A 16,480-nucleotide genomic window follows, 5' to 3' on the forward strand; every position below is an offset into this window, starting at 1 on the left:
CCTTGCCCTCAGGCCTTCCGAAGCGCCAGACGATCGGCTGCCATCCGCCATTCGGCCCGCCGCACATAGACGAGCCCCAGCAGAACGCAGAGGAGCAGAGCGGCCGGCAGCATCATCGGCACGGGGTCTCCGGCCCGCAGATGGCTCGCCACGGCGCCGACCATGATGGCCGCGAGCAGCAGCGCCCCGTGGGCCGTCCAGCCCCGCACCCACAGCAGGGCCACGCCCAGCAACTGCCCAACCCCGACCACGGTCATGAACCACAGCGGGTAGCCGAAGCGTGTGAAGCTCGCCACTTCGAACGGGACCGCCATGAGCTTCATCCCGGCCGCAAGCGCGAACACGGCCGTGAGCACGCCCCGCAGCACCACGCCACCGATGCGCGGCCCCTTCCCGTCACCCGTCATGGACCCACCTTCCCCAAGCGCGGCCGCGGATCGGCCGTCATGGGGCAGGGCTCTATCGGCGCAGGATTTCGGGCCGATTGCGTCGCATGTGTCGTCGCTCCGCGCCGGGGCCCATCCGTTCACCGGCCGTCCAACGTCTCTCAGACGAACACCACGCCCATCTCGCCCGTCCTTCGCCAGACCACCGCACAGGGAACGGATGCCTCCTCGGCATCGACGAGCAACCGGAGCCGGTCCGGAAAGCTGATCGCATCCGGCACCATCAGACGCGCACCATGCGCCGATACATCCCTCAGGACGCAGGAGACGAGTCCAGGAGGAAAGTCGACTAAAATTCTTCCCACATCCGACAGAAGAAGACGCGCATCGAGAGGCCCGCGCTTCATCGCGATTGCTCCGCCGAGAATGCCGCGAATCACTTGGAGAAACCTGCGTTGCCTGCATGACAGGACGGAGTCATCACGGCAATCGCCATGGCATGTTTCCGCAGGCACCGCACCAAAGTCGGATCGTGTAGCAAGCAAGCCTCATGGGCCCGCATCCGACGCGCACGGCCACGCCCCGGCAGGGCGCCTCAGGTCCGCTGAGCGCCCGCGTTGCTGGGAGCGTGGTGATCGTCCTGGGGCGCCCGCGGCACCGTGCTGCCGGTCGAGCCCGGCTCTCCCGGCCGGACCTTCTCCGGCAGAGTCTGGTGCGGCGGCGGCATGTTCGGGGCCTGCTCCCGGCTCTTCTGGGGTGTATCCGTTGCCTGGACCATGACGGCGGCGCCGAGCAAGCTCAGCACCAGGGTGGTTCGTCGATTCATGAGCTTCATCACCGATGCTCCTCCGTCGTGAGCAAGAAATGGCCGGCATGCACAGGCGGTTCCGAGCGGCCGGACCCTGGCGGGATCACCCGTACAGCGCGCGTCACGCCGGTGCATGATCTGGTGCATGACCTCTTGCGCGCGGATACGACGGTGCCTGAGCCCCCGATCCGACAGCGCCGGACGCTGGCCGGTCACGGGATCCGGGCGTGCCACCGCGCGGGCCCCGCGCGCCCGGTCACCGGCAGGATCCAGAGGAGGGTGTGCGTGCTGAGTGCCATTCGCGGCTCCGCCGCCTTCAGCGCCTGCGGACAGCATCGCCATCGCCTCGACCGCTGGTGGTCGGACGCACCCCGGGCGCTGGTCTGCGCCGCGAATCCGAGCCGGGCGGACGGAATTCGTCACGATCCGACCGTGTGCCGCCTCCGCGCCCTGCTGCAGACCCGGCCCGGCCTCGGCGGCTATACCCTCGTCAATGTCGAGGATCGGATCGCCACCGACCCGGCCGACCTGCGCCGCTGGCTCGCCACGGCCGAACCCGCCGAACTGGAGGCGGCACGCCGGGCGAACCTCGCGCGCATCCGCGCCCTCTCGGAGGCCACCCCGCTGAGGATCGTAGCCTGGGGCACCCTCGTGGAGCCCGACCCGCATCGCGAGCGCGTCGTCGCGGCCCTGTCCTGCGACGGACGATACGACCTCTTCGCCTTCGGCCTGACCGGGGAGGGCGCGCCGGTCCACCCTCTGGCCCGCGGCCGCGCGCGCGTGCCGCTCGGAAAGCCCCTGGTGATCTGGCGTCCGCGCGAGGCAGCGCCGCCGTGAGCGCCATCAATTCAGGGCGGCGAAGCGCGGCGCGGTGACGAAGAGCGGTGTCTCCGGCCGCTGCGCGGCGACGAGCGACAGCCGGGTCGCGCCCTCCGCCAGGGGTGTCCGGGCGAACAGCGACGGCTCCGTGTCGATGACCGGCAGGGGGATGAAGACCGGCGCGGGCGGGGCCGCGGCGAGGCGAACACGCCGGGCCGGGATCGTGGTCACCTCGCGGCCCGCCAGCGCCAGAGCCTCCGGCCGGCTGACATCGCCGAGGGACGCGCCGCGCCGCAGGAGCGCCGCGAAGATCGGATGCTGGCCGCCATCCGCATAGGTGGTCCGCACCGCCTCGATGCCCTGGCCGACGAGGGCGGCGACCCGGGCCTCTTCCTCGGCGCGGCGCGTCTGCGCCAGGGCCTCGACGGCCGGGTCGGGATAGGGCGCGAAGCCGTACCGGCCCGCCGCGACGCTCACGAGCGGCTCGCGCCCGGTCGCCTCGAAACGGTCGGAGCCCTCCTTGAGCTGGCGCCAGAAGGCGATGTTCGGATCCTGCCGGTGGCGGGCGAGGTTCTCCGCATTCATCCGGAACGGGAAGGCCTGGAACTGGAACGCCGCCTGGCCGCCCGCGAAGGCCTCGCGGGCGAGCGCGAAGATCTCGCCCACCTGCCTGTCCGTCATGGCGAAGCACCCGGCCGAGGAGCAGGTGCCATGCACCATCAGGGCCGAGCCGGTGCCGCCATGCGCCCGGTCATAGGCATTCGGATAGCCGACGTCGAAGGACAGATAGTAGCGGGAATTCGGGTTCATCTGCTGCGGACGCACCGTGTAGAACCCCTCCGGAGCCTGCCGGTCGCCGGCCTTGAGCTTGGGACCGAGCTGGCCCGACCAGCGGCAGATCGGAAAGCTCTTGAGCAGCACGAAGCGCCCGTCCGCCGCCCGCTTCCAGACCTCGATCTCCGATTCCTTCTTGTAGGCCCGCATCAGGATCGGGGCGCCGGGCGTCGTGTTCCGCGCCGTCATCAGGGCGAGGGTCGTGGCGGGAAGGGGGAGCAGATGCTTCGGCACGGCCTCCGCCCGGGCCGCCGGCGCGGCCAGCAGCGCCGCCGAAGCGGCGAGGACCGCCGCCACGAGCGCGACCATCTTCGACCGAACCGCCATCCGCCGCCTCGGAATCCGGACCACCGCCGCGTGACGGGCCGCGCGGCGTCGCACGGCATTGTGTGAATCTTGCGGCGTCGCCCGGGTGCGGATCAGCCCGGATCAAGCAAATTGGACGAGGGCGTCGAGCCGATCGACCACCCGCAGGGGCACGAGCTCGTCTTGAAGATCCCGGCCGGTCAAGGTCATGCTCAGCGGTGTCGGCCTACGGTTCGGCCTGGGAGCGCAGGCCCGCCCCGACCTCCCTGATCCGCTCGGCGATGTGGAGAAGATCGGCCGTGCTGATGTAGGACCGCCTAACTAAAGTTCCTTCTCCATCAAAACGGTGTGCGATTTGATTGTCTCTCCCTCGAAGGGTTTAATTTCTCCAGTCGGGTGGAATCCCATCTTCATCCAAAAACCGATGACCGGATTGGTTTCTACCACAGCCAGTCGCATCCTTCTTGCCTCGAGGGTGTTGAGAGCGAACCGTTCCCCTTCCCGAAAAAGCGCTCGACCAAGGCCCGATTCTTGCGCGCTTTCCCGAACTGCTAGAAGGCCAATGAACGCCGTCCCAGGTGAGGGGTAGCCGTCGATGATATCCAGAAGCCCGACAGCCACATCCTCGCGCTTTGCCAAGAACGCATATTTGTGGCGCGGCTCATACCCGGGCGGGAGAGCAGTTGCGAATTCATAGGCCGCATTATCACGTCTCAAGACACCATCGACACGCTGAGAGTAGGTGGTGAGTTCATCGAATATGTTGTCCACCTCACGTAGATCGTCCGAAGTAACTGGCATAAGCGATATAGTGACATCACCTCTCATGGTTCCCCTCGGGCAGCCCTCCACATGTCAGGCCCAGGTAATGCTGCCTTGGATGGAACCGTCTGCTCCAAGACGCTGCACCAGCCGCCGATGGCGGTAGTCAGCAAATGATTTATTCAACCGCTCGTATTGCTCATGCGGGATTATCAGAAAACGACCGTTGGCATCACACCCGCCGGAGGCGCACCCCGAAGAGTCGCAGGGCCACAAGCAGCGTCGCCGCATAGGCGACGAGGCCGATCGCGCCGAGGGCAGCGAGGATCGCGAGCTCGCGGAAGCGCGGCAGGGCGGGCATCAGGCGCTCCAGGAGCGGCAGGCCCCCGAGGGTGCCGGCGGCGAGCACCGCGCAGCCAGCGAGCACGCCGCAGGCCGTGACGGCGAGCGCCCGGCTCGGCGCGGTCCAGCCGCGCCTGCGAGCGATCACGAACAGCATCAGCACGTTCACCCAGACGCCGGCCGCGGTGGCGAGCGCGAGGCCGGTCACCCCGAGGGGCCCCGTGAGCACGACCTTCAGGACGACGTTGAGGGCGACGGCCGTCAGGGAGGCGACGACCGGTGTGCGCGAATCCTGGCGCGCGTAGAAGCTCGCCACGATGCTGCGGATCAGCACCGCGGCCGGCAGCGCGAGGCCGTAGGCCGCGAGCACGGCCCCGGAGCGCGCGGCGGCCTCCGCGTCGAAGGCCCCCCGCTGGAACAGCGCCGTCATGATCAGGTCCGGCACCAGCAGGAAAGCGACCGCGAAGGGGGCCGAGAGGGCGAGGGAGAAGCCGGTGGCCCGGTTCTGCGCCGCATGGGCGGCGGCCGCATCCCCGGCGGCGAGCTGGCGGCTCATCTCCGGCAGCAGCACGGTGCCGGCCGCGATGCCGATGACCCCGAAGGGAAGCTGGTAGAGGCGGTCGGCATAGTAGAGGGCCGAGACGGCGCCGGTCGGCAGGAACGAGGCGATGATCGTATCGGCGAACATCGCAATCTGCACCCCGGCCGAGCCGATCACCGCCGGCCCCAGCATGCGGAAGAAGCGCACCATCCCCGTATCGGCGAGCGTCGGGCGGGCGAGGCGGGGGGCGACCCCGGCCCGGACCGCATCGGCCCAGACGAGGAGGAATTGCAGGACGCCCGACACCGCCACGCCCCAGGCCGCCGCAAAGGCGGCGTTCGGGAACAGGAAGGCGGCCGCGAGGGCCACGAGCAGCGAGAGGTTGAGGAGCACCGGCGCGGCGGCGGCGGCCGCGAAGCGCTTGCGGGCGTTCAGCACCCCCGAGAGCAGGGTCACCAGGGTGATGAACAGCAGGTACGGGAAGGTGATGCGGGTGAGCGCCACCGCGAGCGCGAACTTGCCCGGGTCATCCGAGAAGCCCGGCGCCAGCGCGCGCACGATCCACGGCATCAGCGGCAGGGCCAGCGCGAGCAGCGCCACCTGCACCAGCAGCATCAGGGTGAAGATGCGGTCGGCGAAGAGGCGCGCGGCCCTGGTCTCGCCCGCCCCGTCGAGCCCCGCATAGGTCGGCACGAAGGCGACGTTGAAGGCGCCCTCGCCGAAGATCGCCCGGAAGTGGTTGGGCAGGCGGAAGGCGACCACGAAGGCATCGGCCACCGGGCCGGCGCCCATCACGGCGGCCATCACCACGTCCCGCAGGAAGCCCGTGACCCGAGACACCAGGGTCCAGCCGCCGACCGAGAGGATGCTGCGGATCATCGAAACGGATCTCTCGTCCAGCGCATTTTTTCGGCGAAGGGGATGCCGGTTCGCCGCAGAAAATGCGGAAAATCAAAGACCGGGAGCGGGGTTCGGTCGAGCCGACCTCCGCTCTTGCGGGCGCGACCGCGCCCGCCCGGTCACACTGCGCCGGTGAAGGTGGCGCGGTTGCGGCGGTCGTCCGGGACGCCGCCGCTCTGCCCCGCCGCAGCCGGCCCGATCCGCTCGGCCACCACGTAGAGCGGGCGCCGCTTCACCTCGGCGAAGATGCGCCCGATATACTCGCCGATGATGCCGAGCGACATCAGCTGCACGCCGGAGAAGAACATCACTGACACGATCAGCGACGCGTAGCCCGGCACGTTCGGCCCCCGGAACAGGTACTCGCCGACGAAGTAGAGGGCGGCGAGGAGCGCGAGCGTCGCGATGGTGCCGCCCAGATAGGTCCAGACCCGCAGCGGCACGGTCGAGAACGAGGTGATGCCGTCGAAGGCGAAGCGGAACAGCTTGCGGAAGCTCCACTTCGTCTCGCCCTGATGGCGCGCCTCGACCGCATAGGGCACACCGACCGACCGGAAGCCGATCCAGGAATAGAGGCCCTTGGAGAAGCGCGCGCGCTCCGGCAGGGCGCGCAGCACCTCGACGCCCTTGCGGTCGATGAGGCGGAAATCGCCCGCCCCCTCGGGCAGCGGCATCTCCCCAAACTGGGCGAACAGCCGGTAGAACAGTTGCGCGAAGCTGCGGCGCAGGGCGCTCTCGCCACTCCGATCGAGGCGCTGGGCGTAGACCATGACGTTGCCCTCCCGCCAGCGGGCGACGAAGGTCTCGATCAGCTCGGGCGGGTGCTGGAGATCGGCATCCATCAGCACCACGGCGCGCCCGCGGGCATGGTCGAGACCGGCCGCAATCGCGACCTCCTTGCCGAAGTTGCGGCTGAAGCAGACGGCGCCGATGCGCGGCTCGCGGGCATTGTGCTCCGCGATGACGGCGGCGGTGGCGTCGTGGCTGCCGTCGTTGACGAACACCACCTCGAAGGCCGGGGTGATGCGCTCCAGGACCGGCAGCAGGCGGGCCAGGAGCGGTCCGACATTGGCGCTCTCGTTGTAGACCGGTATGACGACGCTGAGGTCGATCGGGTCGCAGGGCCTGAACAGCTCCACGGTGCCGTTCCTTGTCTGGTGCCGGCGGGCCGGCTGTGTGGGCATCAAAAGCCGGCTTTGCGGACCGGCTTAAGGGATTGCTGTAGCGAATGCCACCTGAACGGCGACCGATCGTGCTGTGCGCCGACGATTACGGCCTGAGCCCCGGGGTGAGCCGCGGCATCCTGGCGCTCGCACGGGCGGGGCGCCTCTCGGCCACCGGCGCGATGACGAACCTGCCTTCCTTCGGGCGCGAGGCCCCGGCCCTGCGCGAGTTCGACGGGCGCATCGGGCTCGGCCTGCACCTGACGCTGACCGCGGGAACTCCCCTCGGGGCGATGCCGCGCCTGGCTCCCTCCGGGCGCCTGCCCGCTCTCGGGCGGCTGATGCGGATGGCCTTCGCGGGCGGGCTCGATGCCGCGGAGATCGCCGCCGAGATCGCGCGCCAGCTCGATGCCTTCGAGCGGGCCATCGGGCGTCCGCCGGATTTCGTGGACGGGCACCAGCATGTCCATGTGCTGCCCGGGGTGCGCGGCGCCCTCCTGCTGACTCTGAAGACGCGGGGCCTTGCCGGCCGGCTGTGGCTGCGCGATCCGGCCGACCGGCTCGCCGCGATCCTGGCGCGGCCCTCCGCCCCGAAGGCCGCCCTGGTGCGGGCCCTGAGCCTCGGTTTCAGGGAGGCGGCGGGGCGCGCGGGCTTCCCGACGAACCGCGGCTTCTCCGGCTTCTCGGACTTCGCGAGCGGCGATGGCGTCGCGCCGGCCTTCGAGCGGGCCTTCGCGGCGCTCGGGCCGGCCCCGCTTGTGATGTGTCATCCGGGCGAGGTGGACGAGGGCCTGCGCGCCCTCGATCCCGTCGTGGAGAGCCGGCCGGCGGAACTCGCCTATCTGGCCTCGGAGCGCTTCGTGGCATTCCTGGAGAAGGCGGGGCTCGTCCTCGCGTGCCGTCCGCCGACGGTCCCGTTCCGGACGGCGTGATCCGACATCCGCATGGCGACGCAAGCAGCCGGATGCTGGAGCCCTGGCCGGCGCCCGACCGTCGTGGCGCCGTCAGCGGAAGCCTCCGCCACAGCGCGGGATGCGGAGTGCGATCCGCCCTGAATGCGGGCCCGCACGACCCCACGGCTCCCCGCCGGGGCGGGGAGCCTGACTTGCGCGCGCCCCTCTTCGGCGGAAGAGCGGGGCGCGCAAGAGGCCGGCCTCAGGCGGTCGCCTCGGCGTACATCTTCTCCACGTGCTCCCAGTTCACGAGGTTCTCGATGAACGCCTTGAGGTAGTCGGGGCGACGGTTGCGATAATCGATGTAGTAGGAATGCTCCCAGACATCGACGCCGAGGATCGGCTTGGCGCCATGCACCAGCGGGTTCTCCCCGTTGGGGGTCTTCATGATCTCGAGCTTGCCGTTCTTCACGGCGAGCCAGGCCCAGCCGGAGCCGAACTGCGACACGCCGGCCTGGATGAAGTCGGCCTTGAACTTGTCGGTGCCGCCGAGATCCTGGGCGATCTTCTTCTCCAGGGCGCCCGGGATGGCGCCGCCGCCGTTCGGCTTCATCCACTGCCAGAAGTGGATGTGGTTGTAATGCTGGCCCGCATTGTTGAAGAGGGCCTGGTTCTGGCCGTAGGAGGCCTTCACCACCTCCTCGACGCTCTTACCCGCGAGTTCCGAGCCTTCGAGGAGTTTGTTGCCGGTGTCGACATAGGCCTTGTGGTGCTTGTCGTGGTGAAACTCGAGGGTTTCCTTCGACATGTAGGGCTGCAACGCGTCATAGGCGTAGGGCAGTTCGGGCAGCGTGAAGGCCATCGGGTGTCTCCGGATCGCTAGAGCGACGGACCTGCCGCCGGCAGCCTCGCTGCGGCGCGGGATCCGGGCGTTAGGTAAGTCGGTCCGCGCCCTCCGGCAACGTGCCGCACGGGCGGGAAGGCGTTGTCTCCCCGATTTTGCAAAAGCGCGGCAGGGCCTTAAATCTCGGCTTTAAGCGGCCCGCCCGCGCCTGTTACGAGAGTCGTGATGATTGGTGCGTTGTTCGCGCTCGCCCTGCTGATGATCGTCGGCGGCCTCGCCGCCATGGTGCAGGGGATCCCCTTCGTGCGGCTGGAGGTCGGCTGGACCATGGTCATCGCCGGCACGGTCGGGGCGAGCGGCGGGGCGGTGCTGCTCGGCATCGCGGCGGCGACGACCCGGCTCGTGCGCATCGAGCGCCTTCTCGCCACGCGCGCGCAGCCGGACTTTCCGGCCGAGCCTTCCCGCGCGACGCTGCCGCCGCTCCCCACGATGCCGACGCCGCCCCGACCCGAAGCACCGGCCGCCGAACCGCAGGCTCCCGCGCCGGAGCCGTCCCCCTCGCCGGTCGCCGCGGCGCTGAGCGGGGCCGGCGTGGCGGGCGCCGCCGCTCTGGTCGCCCCCGAACTGCGCCTCACCCGGGCCGAGCCCGACGAGGCATTCGGCCCGCCATCCCCCGCGCCCGACGCTCCGCTTGCCCAGACACCTGGTGCTCAGGAACCCGCCGCCTCGCCGCCGCCCGAGGAGGAGGCCCGGCCGCAGGAGCCTCCGGCACCGGAGCTTCAGGCGCCCGAGCCGCCTCCCGCGGAGCCCCGGGCCGACAGCGCCGCGCCCGAGGAGCCGCCCGGGCCTGCCGAAGAGCCCGCTCCGAAGGAGCCAGCCCCCGCGGAGCCGGCTCCGGAGGAGCCCGAGGAGCCGACCATCGTCGGCACCTACGCGTCCGGCGGCAACACCTACGTGATGTATTCGGACGGGACGATCGACGCGCAGACGCCGAGCGGCAAGTACCGCTTCACCTCGCTCGACGAGCTCAAGACCTTCATCGCCGAGGGCGGGGAGGCGGGCGACGAGCTGCGCTCGGGGGCGGCCTGACCGCCGGTCCCGAGCCGGCCGTCAGATTCCGATCGACGCATCCGGAGTCCATCCAGGAGACGTTGACAGCTTTTCTCCGGCACCTTTTCTCCGTCCGTACCAACGGCCCGCTGCGCCAGCACTCGCTGCGTCAGCAGCCTGGGCCGTTGGTATGAGTTGCCACCGGCGCTGCTGACCCTGGCGGATGAAACCGGCCGCACGTGCGCCCTTTGATGGCAGCCTCAACGGCCCTCATGCTGAGGTGCTGCGCGATCGAAGATCGCGCAGCCTCGAAGCACCCCGGACCGGTGCTCCCGGCTACCCGGAGATTGGACGAGCGTTCAGGCGTGCTTCGAGGCAGCCTGCGCGATCTGCGATAGCCTGCGCCTCAGCATGAGGAGCGGGGCGGCTTCCACGCACCTCAGTTTCTATTATTTAGAGCTTCGCCAGCGGGTTGAGGGCGATGTTGCGCTTCGGCATCGGGGCCAGCATCGTCAGGCGCAGACCGTCGGGGGCGTAATCGATCGCGACATTGGCCTGGACCTGGGTCGAGAGCACCCGCTGCAGCAGCCGCGAGCCGAAGCCCTGGCGACTGGGCGGCATCACCGGCGGCCCGCCGGATTCGCGCCATTCGAAGCGCAGCACGACCCGGTCGCCCTCGGGCTCCAGATTCCAGCGCACCCGCACGCGCCCGCCGCGGCCCGACAGGGCGCCGTATTTCGCCGCGTTGGTGGTGAGTTCGTGGATCGCCATGCCGATCGGCACCGCGATCTCGGAGGCGAGGTCGACGGCCGGCCCTTCGAGGGTGATGCGCCCGTCGGCCTCCGGGGTCATCGGGCCGTCCGCATAGGGCGTGAGCTCGTTCTCCAGGAGGCCGCGCAGGGAGGCCGTCTGCCACACGTCCTCGGTCAGCACCGAATGGGTGTGGGCGAGCGACATGATCCGGCCGACGAAGGCCTCGTAGAAGCTCTCGATGCTCGATGCGGTGCGGGCGGTGGAGCCGACGATGGCCTGCACGGTGGCGAGCGTGTTCTTCACCCGATGGTGCAGCTCGCGGATCAGCAGCGTCTGGCGCTCCTCGGCGAGGCGCCGGTCGGTGATGTCGGCCACGACGCCGATGAGGCGGCGCGGAAGGCCCCCCGGCGTGTCGCGCTCGAAGCGCCCGGCCATCTCGATCGTCCGCCACGCCCCGTCGCTCGCGCGGCGGATGCGCCCTGCGGCGTGGAGGACGCCCTCGCCCTGCAGGGCGGCCGCGATGGCGGCACGGAACGGGCCCTTGTCCTCCGGATGCATCACGTCGCGGAAGAACTCGGTCATGCTGATCGTGCCGTCCTGCGGGCGGCGGCCGAAGATCTCCCACATGCGCTCGTTCTCCCAGAGCGCCTGATCGTCGAGGAGATGCCACTCGAAGATGCCGAGCGCCGCCACCGAGGTGGCGACGCGCAGCCGCTGCTCGCGGTCATGGAGGGCGCGCCGCGCCTCCTCGCGGGCGGTGACGTCCTGGACGACGCCGATCATGCCGGCGACCGCCCCGTCCGGCCCGAACTGGGCCCGGCCGCGGGCCGAGATCCACACTTCCTGATCGTCGGGCGGGCGGCGGTAGCGCGCGTCGACGGCGTAGGCCCGCCCCTCCGGCAGGGCCTCCTGAATAAGGGCGCGGGCCCGCTCCAGGTCGTCGCGGTGGAAGCGGAGCTGCAGATCCTCCCAGGTGACCGAGGGGCCCGGCGGCAGGCCCAGGATCTCGGCGGCGCGCTCCGACAGGGTGATCTCTCCGCTCGCCGGGCTCCAGCTCCAGTCGCCGAGCCCGGCGGAGGCGAGCGCGAGGCGGGTCTGCTCGGCACGGGCAGCGGCACCGTGGTCCTCCGCTGCCTCGACCACCAGAACCCGCTGCCCGTCGCGCCGCGGCCCGGCTCGGACCATGACCCAGGCGGCGCCGCGATCGGGGCGCCGCCAGCACTGCTCGACGGGCTCCCCGGATCCGGGCTCGACCGCCGCGGTTTCGGGATCCATGAGGTCGGCGAGCCGCCGGCCCAGGAGCTCGGCCGGCGCGGCCGCGAGGAGCGCGCAGAGCCGCGGATTGACGGCGACGAGCCGGTCGTCCGGCCCGGCCAGGCAAGCGAGCCCGACCGGCGCCGCCTCGAAGGCGAGGCGTGCGATGGCGTCATCGGGGTAGCCCGGCTCCGGCGCGTCTCCCTGCCGGGCGGGCTGCTGGTCAGGCCTGTGGTCCAAGACGCGCCCCACTGGTCTCAAGGCCGGCGGCGCCGGCCGCGAACGGAAAGGCGGCTCACGCGCTGGGAAACCGCATCCGGCCGGCTCCCGCGCGGGCCGGCCCCCGTCTCTCTCCGCCCTTGATGTCCCCGCCCAGGCCCGAAGGGCTTGGCCGTCCGAGGATGATGACCGTCATGGCGCTCAGCGACAAGGCTCTCTCGGTCTTTGCGTTCGCAGCCTATCATCAACTGGACAGCGGACAGAAGGTGTCGCGCGTCCTCGTCTCGGAACAGATCAACCGGACGCCGTATCAGTTGCCACCAGCTTTGCCGACCCCGGCGGATGAAACCGGCCGCACGTGCGCCCTTTGATGGCAGCCTCAACGGCGCTCATGCTGAGGTGCTGGCGATCGCAGATCGCGCAGGCTGCCTCGAAGCACGCCTGACCGCTGGTCCAAGGCTCTGGCGGATGGGAGCACCGGTCCGGCGTGCTTCGAGGCAGCCTGCGCGATCTGCGATCGCCAGCACCTCAGCAGGAGGAGGGGGGCGGATTCCACTCACGTCAGTTTCGATTTAGACGCGCGCGAAGGTGAGATAGCTCGGCCGCCGACCCTGGGCGATCGCCTTCGCCTCGTAGCGGGTGCCCGGCCAGTCGGCCCAGGGCGTCGTCCAGTCGGTGGCCCGCTCGGCCGTCCAGCGCAGATGCGGCGCACGGGCGGCCCGCACCAGCGTCCAGCCCGCATAATCGTCGATGTCGCTGGCGAAGCGGAAGCTGCCGCCGGGTGCGAGCACGCGGGCGATCTCCGCGAGGCTCTCGTTGGAGACGAACCGCCGCTTGCGCTGGCGGCGCTTGGGCCAGGGGTCGGGATAGAGCAGGAAAACCCGCTCCACGCTCGCATCCGGCAGCCGCGGCAGCAATTCCATCGCGTCCCGATCCCAGAGCCTCACATTGGCGAGGCCGTCGTCGTCGACGCGGCGCAGGAGCTTGGCGACGCCGTTCACGAAGGGCTCGCAGCCGATGAAGCCGATCTCCGGATGGGCGCGGGCCTGGGCGGCCAGGTGCTCGCCGCCGCCGAAGCCGATCTCGAGCCACAGGGCCGAGACGGGATGGGGGAACAGGGCGGCGGGATCGAGCGGCCCCTCCGCCGGTACGCGCAGCCGCGGCAGGAGCGCGGCGATGCGCTCCTCCTGCCCGGCCCGAAGGCGCTTGCCCTTGCGGCGGCCGTAGAAGGCGCGACCCCGCTCGGGGGCCGCGTCCGTGTCGTCATCGGTCATGATGGTCCAGTGCTACTGCGGACGCGCCCCGTAGCACCGGAGCAGCGGATCAGGCCAGGGCCGACTTCAGCTTGGCGACGAGGTCGGTCTTCTCCCAGGAGAAGCCGCCATCCGCATCGGGCTCGCGGCCGAAATGGCCATAGGCCGAGGTGCGGGCATAGATCGGCTTGTTGAGGCCGAGATGCGTGCGGATGCCGCGGGGCGAGAGGTCGAGGATCTCGCCCAGCACCTTTTCCAGCCGGCCCTCGTCCACCTCGCCGGTGCCATGCAGGTCGACATAGATCGACAGCGGCCTCGAGACGCCGATGGCGTAGGCGAGCTGGATCGTGGCCCGCCGGGAGAGGCCCGCCGCCACCACGTTCTTGGCGAGATAGCGGGCCGCATAGGCCGCCGAGCGGTCGACCTTGGTCGGGTCCTTGCCCGAGAAGGCGCCGCCGCCATGCGGCGCCGCGCCGCCATAGGTATCGACGATGATCTTGCGGCCGGTCAGCCCGCAATCGCCGTCCGGCCCGCCGATCACGAACTTGCCGGTCGGGTTCACGTGCCAGACGGTCCGGTCGTTGACCCAGGACTTAGGCAGCGCCGCGCGGATATAGGGCTCGACGATCGCGCGCACGCCGGCCGAGTCGAGGCTCGGGTCGAGGTGCTGGGTCGAGAGCACGATCTGGGTCGCCTCCACCGGCCGGCCGCCCTCGTAGCGCACCGTGACCTGGCTCTTGGCGTCGGGACCGAGCTTGGCGGCATCGCCGATCCGGGCCTTGCGGGCATCCGCGAGATCCTTGAGGATCTTGTGGGCGTAGTAGATCGGCGCCGGCATCAGGGCGGGCGTCTCGTCGGTCGCGTAGCCGAACATGATGCCCTGGTCGCCCGCGCCCTCGTCCTTGTTGCCCGACGCATCCACGCCCTGGGCGATGTCGGCGGACTGGGCGTGCAGGTAGATGGCGACGTCCGCATGCTTCCAGTGGAAGCCGTCCTGCTCGTAGCCAATGTCCCGGATGGCGGCGCGGGTCAGCTCCTCGAGCCGCTGGAAGGTCACGGAATCGGGGCCGCGCACCTCGCCCGCGATGACGATGCGGTTGGTGGTGGCGAGCGTCTCCACACCGAGGCGAGCCTCCGGCATCTCGGCCAGATAGGCATCCACGACCGTGTCGGAGATGCGGTCGCAGACCTTGTCCGGGTGACCCTCCGAAACGGACTCGCTCGTGAACAGGTAATCGGAACGTGCCATAGGTTCTGTATCCCCTGACCGGCCGGGCGTGTCCGTCCGATCCTCTGCCCGGGTTTCGACGCGATGGGGTTGTGGCAGCCGATAAAGCCGCGGTCAACCTGAAGGACCGAAGGTGTTCTCTTTATCGAACGGGGGCGTGTCCTGGAGGGCACGGTCGAGGGCCTTGACCACCGCGGCGAGCCGCTGGCGATCCTCGGTTCCCAGGTGCGCATCGGCGGCGCGCGCCACCGCGCCCGCAAAATCCGTCCAGGGCGCCTCGCCCAGTAGCACCGCCTGAGGCCGCTCGGCCAAGCCCGGCCCGGCTGCCTCGCCCCGGGGCAGTCCCTCGAAGAAGTACCCGATCGGCACGTCGAACAGCCGGCCGACGAAGTCGAGATCGGCTGCGCTCATGCGGTTGAGCCCCTTCTCATATTTTCCGAACTGCGAGTCCGAGATGCCCAGGCGTTGGGCCAGCGCCTCGCGGGAGAGCTTCGCCTGCTTGCGGAGCCGCTCGATGCGCTGGCCGATATGGACGTCACGCGCGTCCGCGGGTTTGCCGGCCATGGTGGCTCGCCGAAGAGGGGCGCGGTCGGCGCCGTCGGAGGAAACGCCGGGATTGTTGCTCCCCGAAGGTTGACGGCCGGTAAAAGCCCGGCGTTCGGCCGAACGGAGCGTTCGCCGAGCCGATCCCGGACGGGTGCGGACCTACGTTAACAGCCCGCCAACCGGCCCTCAGTGACACTCGGCCGCTCTCTTCCGTGAGGTTCGCCCGATGCCCTCACCCGCCGATGCGGCTGAACCGAAGCCGGGGCCCGTCCAGGACGGGCGCGTGCTCGCCCTCGATGGCCTGCGCGGCGTAATGACGATCTTCGTCGTGCTCTCGCATTACTTCGGCGAGGTCCCGCACGGTTTCAGGATCGCGATGCTCGGCTGGATCGCCGTCGACATGTTCTTCGTCCTGAGCGGCTACCTCGTCGGCAAGCTCATCGTGGAGAAGGGGCACCACGCGAACTTCCTCACGGTGTTCTTCGTGCGCCGGGCCTGCCGGACGCTGCCGATCTACATGGTCTGCGTCGTCGCCGTGTTCGGCCTCCTCGCGGTGCTCGATCGCCCCTGGACCCGGGACGAGGAGCACTTCCCGCTGTGGTCCTACCTGACCTTCAGCCAGAATGCCCTGATGGTCGCGACGGGCCGGGTCGGCGCCGAATGGCTCGCACCGACCTGGACGCTCGGCGTCGAGGAGCACTTCTACCTGCTGCTCCCGCTCGTCTTCGCGCTGGTGCCGCGGCCGAAGCTCGCGGCCGCCCTCGTCGCGGTCGCGCTCCTCGCGGCCGGCAGCCGGGCGGCGATCCTCGGTCTCGCGCCGGACTGGACCCTCGCCGCCCTCATGCTCCTGCCGACCCGGGCGGACGGCCTCGCCTGCGGCGTGCTCGCTGCGCTCGTGGTCACGGGGGGAAGGCCGCGCCTCGACGGCCGCGACGGCCTCCTGCGCGGCGCGGTCCCGCTCCTGCTGGCGGCCACCGCCCTGCTGCGGATCATCGGCGGCGAGGACGGCCTGCTGTTCGCCGCGCTGGGGCATGCCGTCGTGTCGCTCGCCTGCGCACACTTCCTGCTCGCCCTGGTGCGCGGCGCGCCCGAGGCGATCCGCCTGCACGCGCCGGTCCTCCGCTTCTTCGGCACGACCTCCTATGCCGTCTACCTCACCCACATGCCGATCCTCGGCCTGATGCACGGGCTCATCCTGGACGCCAAACCCGATATCGCCACGCCGGCGCAATGGGGCGTGACGCTCGCGGCGCTCCCGGTCTGCGTGGGAATCGGCTGGTTGCTGACGCGCACCATCGAGGCGCCGATCAGCGCCTATGGGCGAAGCTGGCGCTGGCAGGAGCAGCCGCCGCGCCGATTCGAAGCCGCACCGGTGTCGCTCGGCGTAAGGCCAGCCGCGTCACCCGTCCGGTCCGATTCGGCATGAGGGCGTGGCGTCCCCGGCAGGGCTCGAACCTGCGACCCCAGGTTTCATCCCACTTCGGCTTTCGCCGCCGCCATCCGGCGTTCGTGGTCTGGACTATCCCTTCACCGTAGGCACGAGGCCCTTAGGTGCCGCCCGTCTAGTCTCTACACCTTC

The 16,480-nt window shown here is 70.2% G+C and carries 17 protein-coding genes; 5 read left to right on the plus strand and 12 right to left on the minus strand.

Annotated features, from left to right (window positions below):
• Positions 1-8 precede the first annotated feature (8 nt).
• The 3 genes from MNOD_RS27875 to MNOD_RS27880 all read right to left on the minus strand — a co-directional run bounded on the left by MNOD_RS27875 (position 9) and on the right by MNOD_RS27880 (position 1,221).
• The gene (locus MNOD_RS27875) at positions 9-407 is read right to left on the minus strand and encodes a DoxX family protein (RefSeq protein WP_015932320.1); all 399 of its coding nucleotides are present in this window, start codon (positions 405-407) and stop codon (positions 9-11) included.
• A gap of 140 nt (positions 408-547) precedes the next feature.
• Positions 548-793, minus strand: a complete 246-nt coding sequence (locus MNOD_RS44075) for a PilZ domain-containing protein (protein ID WP_015932321.1) — start codon at positions 791-793, stop codon at positions 548-550.
• A 188-nt stretch (positions 794-981) separates the two neighbouring features.
• A complete protein-coding gene (locus MNOD_RS27880; protein ID WP_015932322.1) occupies positions 982-1,221 on the minus strand; it encodes a hypothetical protein in 240 nt (79 codons plus the stop codon).
• A 258-nt stretch (positions 1,222-1,479) separates the two neighbouring features.
• Between MNOD_RS27880 and MNOD_RS27885 the strand changes: the two genes are divergently transcribed.
• Positions 1,480-2,031, plus strand: a complete 552-nt coding sequence (locus tag MNOD_RS27885; RefSeq protein ID WP_015932323.1) for a DUF1643 domain-containing protein — start codon at positions 1,480-1,482, stop codon at positions 2,029-2,031.
• A 6-nt stretch (positions 2,032-2,037) separates the two neighbouring features.
• On the opposite strand, the gene MNOD_RS27890 is transcribed toward MNOD_RS27885, so the two are convergent.
• The 4 genes from MNOD_RS27890 to MNOD_RS27900 form a co-directional block, all read right to left on the minus strand.
• Positions 2,038-3,174: a L,D-transpeptidase family protein gene (locus MNOD_RS27890; protein WP_015932324.1), complete on the minus strand. Its 1,137-nt coding sequence runs from the start codon at positions 3,172-3,174 to the stop codon at positions 2,038-2,040.
• Between the two features lie 300 nt (positions 3,175-3,474).
• Positions 3,475-3,981 carry a GNAT family N-acetyltransferase gene (locus MNOD_RS44080; protein WP_015932325.1) on the minus strand — a complete coding sequence of 169 codons (507 nt, stop codon included), beginning with the start codon at positions 3,979-3,981 and terminating at the stop codon, positions 3,475-3,477.
• Positions 3,982-4,147: 166 nt separating this feature from the next.
• Positions 4,148-5,677, minus strand: a complete 1,530-nt coding sequence (gene murJ / locus MNOD_RS27895; protein ID WP_015932326.1) for a murein biosynthesis integral membrane protein MurJ — start codon at positions 5,675-5,677, stop codon at positions 4,148-4,150.
• A 140-nt stretch (positions 5,678-5,817) separates the two neighbouring features.
• A complete protein-coding gene (locus MNOD_RS27900) occupies positions 5,818-6,837 on the minus strand; it encodes a glycosyltransferase family 2 protein (protein WP_015932327.1) in 1,020 nt (339 codons plus the stop codon).
• A gap of 89 nt (positions 6,838-6,926) precedes the next feature.
• Here MNOD_RS27900 and MNOD_RS27905 point away from each other — a divergent pair, with 89 nt between their 5' ends.
• Positions 6,927-7,793 carry a ChbG/HpnK family deacetylase gene (locus MNOD_RS27905; protein ID WP_015932328.1) on the plus strand — a complete coding sequence of 289 codons (867 nt, stop codon included), beginning with the start codon at positions 6,927-6,929 and terminating at the stop codon, positions 7,791-7,793.
• A gap of 223 nt (positions 7,794-8,016) precedes the next feature.
• Here the strand turns inward: MNOD_RS27905 and MNOD_RS27910 are convergent, their stop codons facing one another.
• Positions 8,017-8,616, minus strand: a complete 600-nt coding sequence (locus MNOD_RS27910) for a superoxide dismutase (protein ID WP_015932329.1) — start codon at positions 8,614-8,616, stop codon at positions 8,017-8,019.
• A 207-nt stretch (positions 8,617-8,823) separates the two neighbouring features.
• On the opposite strand from MNOD_RS27910, the gene MNOD_RS27915 reads away from it, so the two are divergent.
• Positions 8,824-9,687 (plus strand): hypothetical protein, encoded by an 864-nt coding sequence (locus MNOD_RS27915; RefSeq protein ID WP_015932330.1) that lies wholly within the window; start codon positions 8,824-8,826, stop codon positions 9,685-9,687.
• 414 nt (positions 9,688-10,101) lie between these two features.
• Here the strand turns inward: MNOD_RS27915 and MNOD_RS27920 are convergent, their stop codons facing one another.
• Entirely contained in the window at positions 10,102-11,895 is a 1,794-nt protein-coding gene (locus tag MNOD_RS27920; RefSeq protein WP_157091574.1) for a sensor histidine kinase, read from the minus strand.
• A 173-nt stretch (positions 11,896-12,068) separates the two neighbouring features.
• On the opposite strand from MNOD_RS27920, the gene MNOD_RS27925 reads away from it, so the two are divergent.
• The gene (locus MNOD_RS27925) at positions 12,069-12,245 is read left to right on the plus strand and encodes a hypothetical protein (protein ID WP_015932332.1); all 177 of its coding nucleotides are present in this window, start codon (positions 12,069-12,071) and stop codon (positions 12,243-12,245) included.
• A 201-nt stretch (positions 12,246-12,446) separates the two neighbouring features.
• On the opposite strand, the gene trmB is transcribed toward MNOD_RS27925, so the two are convergent.
• The 3 genes from trmB to MNOD_RS27940 all read right to left on the minus strand — a co-directional run bounded on the left by trmB (position 12,447) and on the right by MNOD_RS27940 (position 14,919).
• Positions 12,447-13,148 (minus strand): tRNA (guanosine(46)-N7)-methyltransferase TrmB, encoded by a 702-nt coding sequence (gene trmB / locus MNOD_RS27930; RefSeq protein ID WP_015932333.1) that lies wholly within the window; start codon positions 13,146-13,148, stop codon positions 12,447-12,449.
• A gap of 49 nt (positions 13,149-13,197) precedes the next feature.
• Positions 13,198-14,376: a methionine adenosyltransferase gene (gene metK, locus MNOD_RS27935; RefSeq protein ID WP_015932334.1), complete on the minus strand. Its 1,179-nt coding sequence runs from the start codon at positions 14,374-14,376 to the stop codon at positions 13,198-13,200.
• A 93-nt stretch (positions 14,377-14,469) separates the two neighbouring features.
• Positions 14,470-14,919 (minus strand): helix-turn-helix domain-containing protein, encoded by a 450-nt coding sequence (locus MNOD_RS27940; RefSeq protein WP_015932335.1) that lies wholly within the window; start codon positions 14,917-14,919, stop codon positions 14,470-14,472.
• 208 nt (positions 14,920-15,127) lie between these two features.
• On the opposite strand from MNOD_RS27940, the gene MNOD_RS27945 reads away from it, so the two are divergent.
• Complete coding sequence (locus MNOD_RS27945) at positions 15,128-16,327, plus strand: acyltransferase family protein (RefSeq protein ID WP_015932336.1); 1,200 nt, start codon at positions 15,128-15,130, stop codon at positions 16,325-16,327.
• Positions 16,328-16,480: the final 153 nt, after the last annotated feature.

The sequence above is a fragment of the Methylobacterium nodulans ORS 2060 genome, from assembly GCF_000022085.1.
Taxonomy (GTDB): domain Bacteria; phylum Pseudomonadota; class Alphaproteobacteria; order Rhizobiales; family Beijerinckiaceae; genus Methylobacterium; species Methylobacterium nodulans.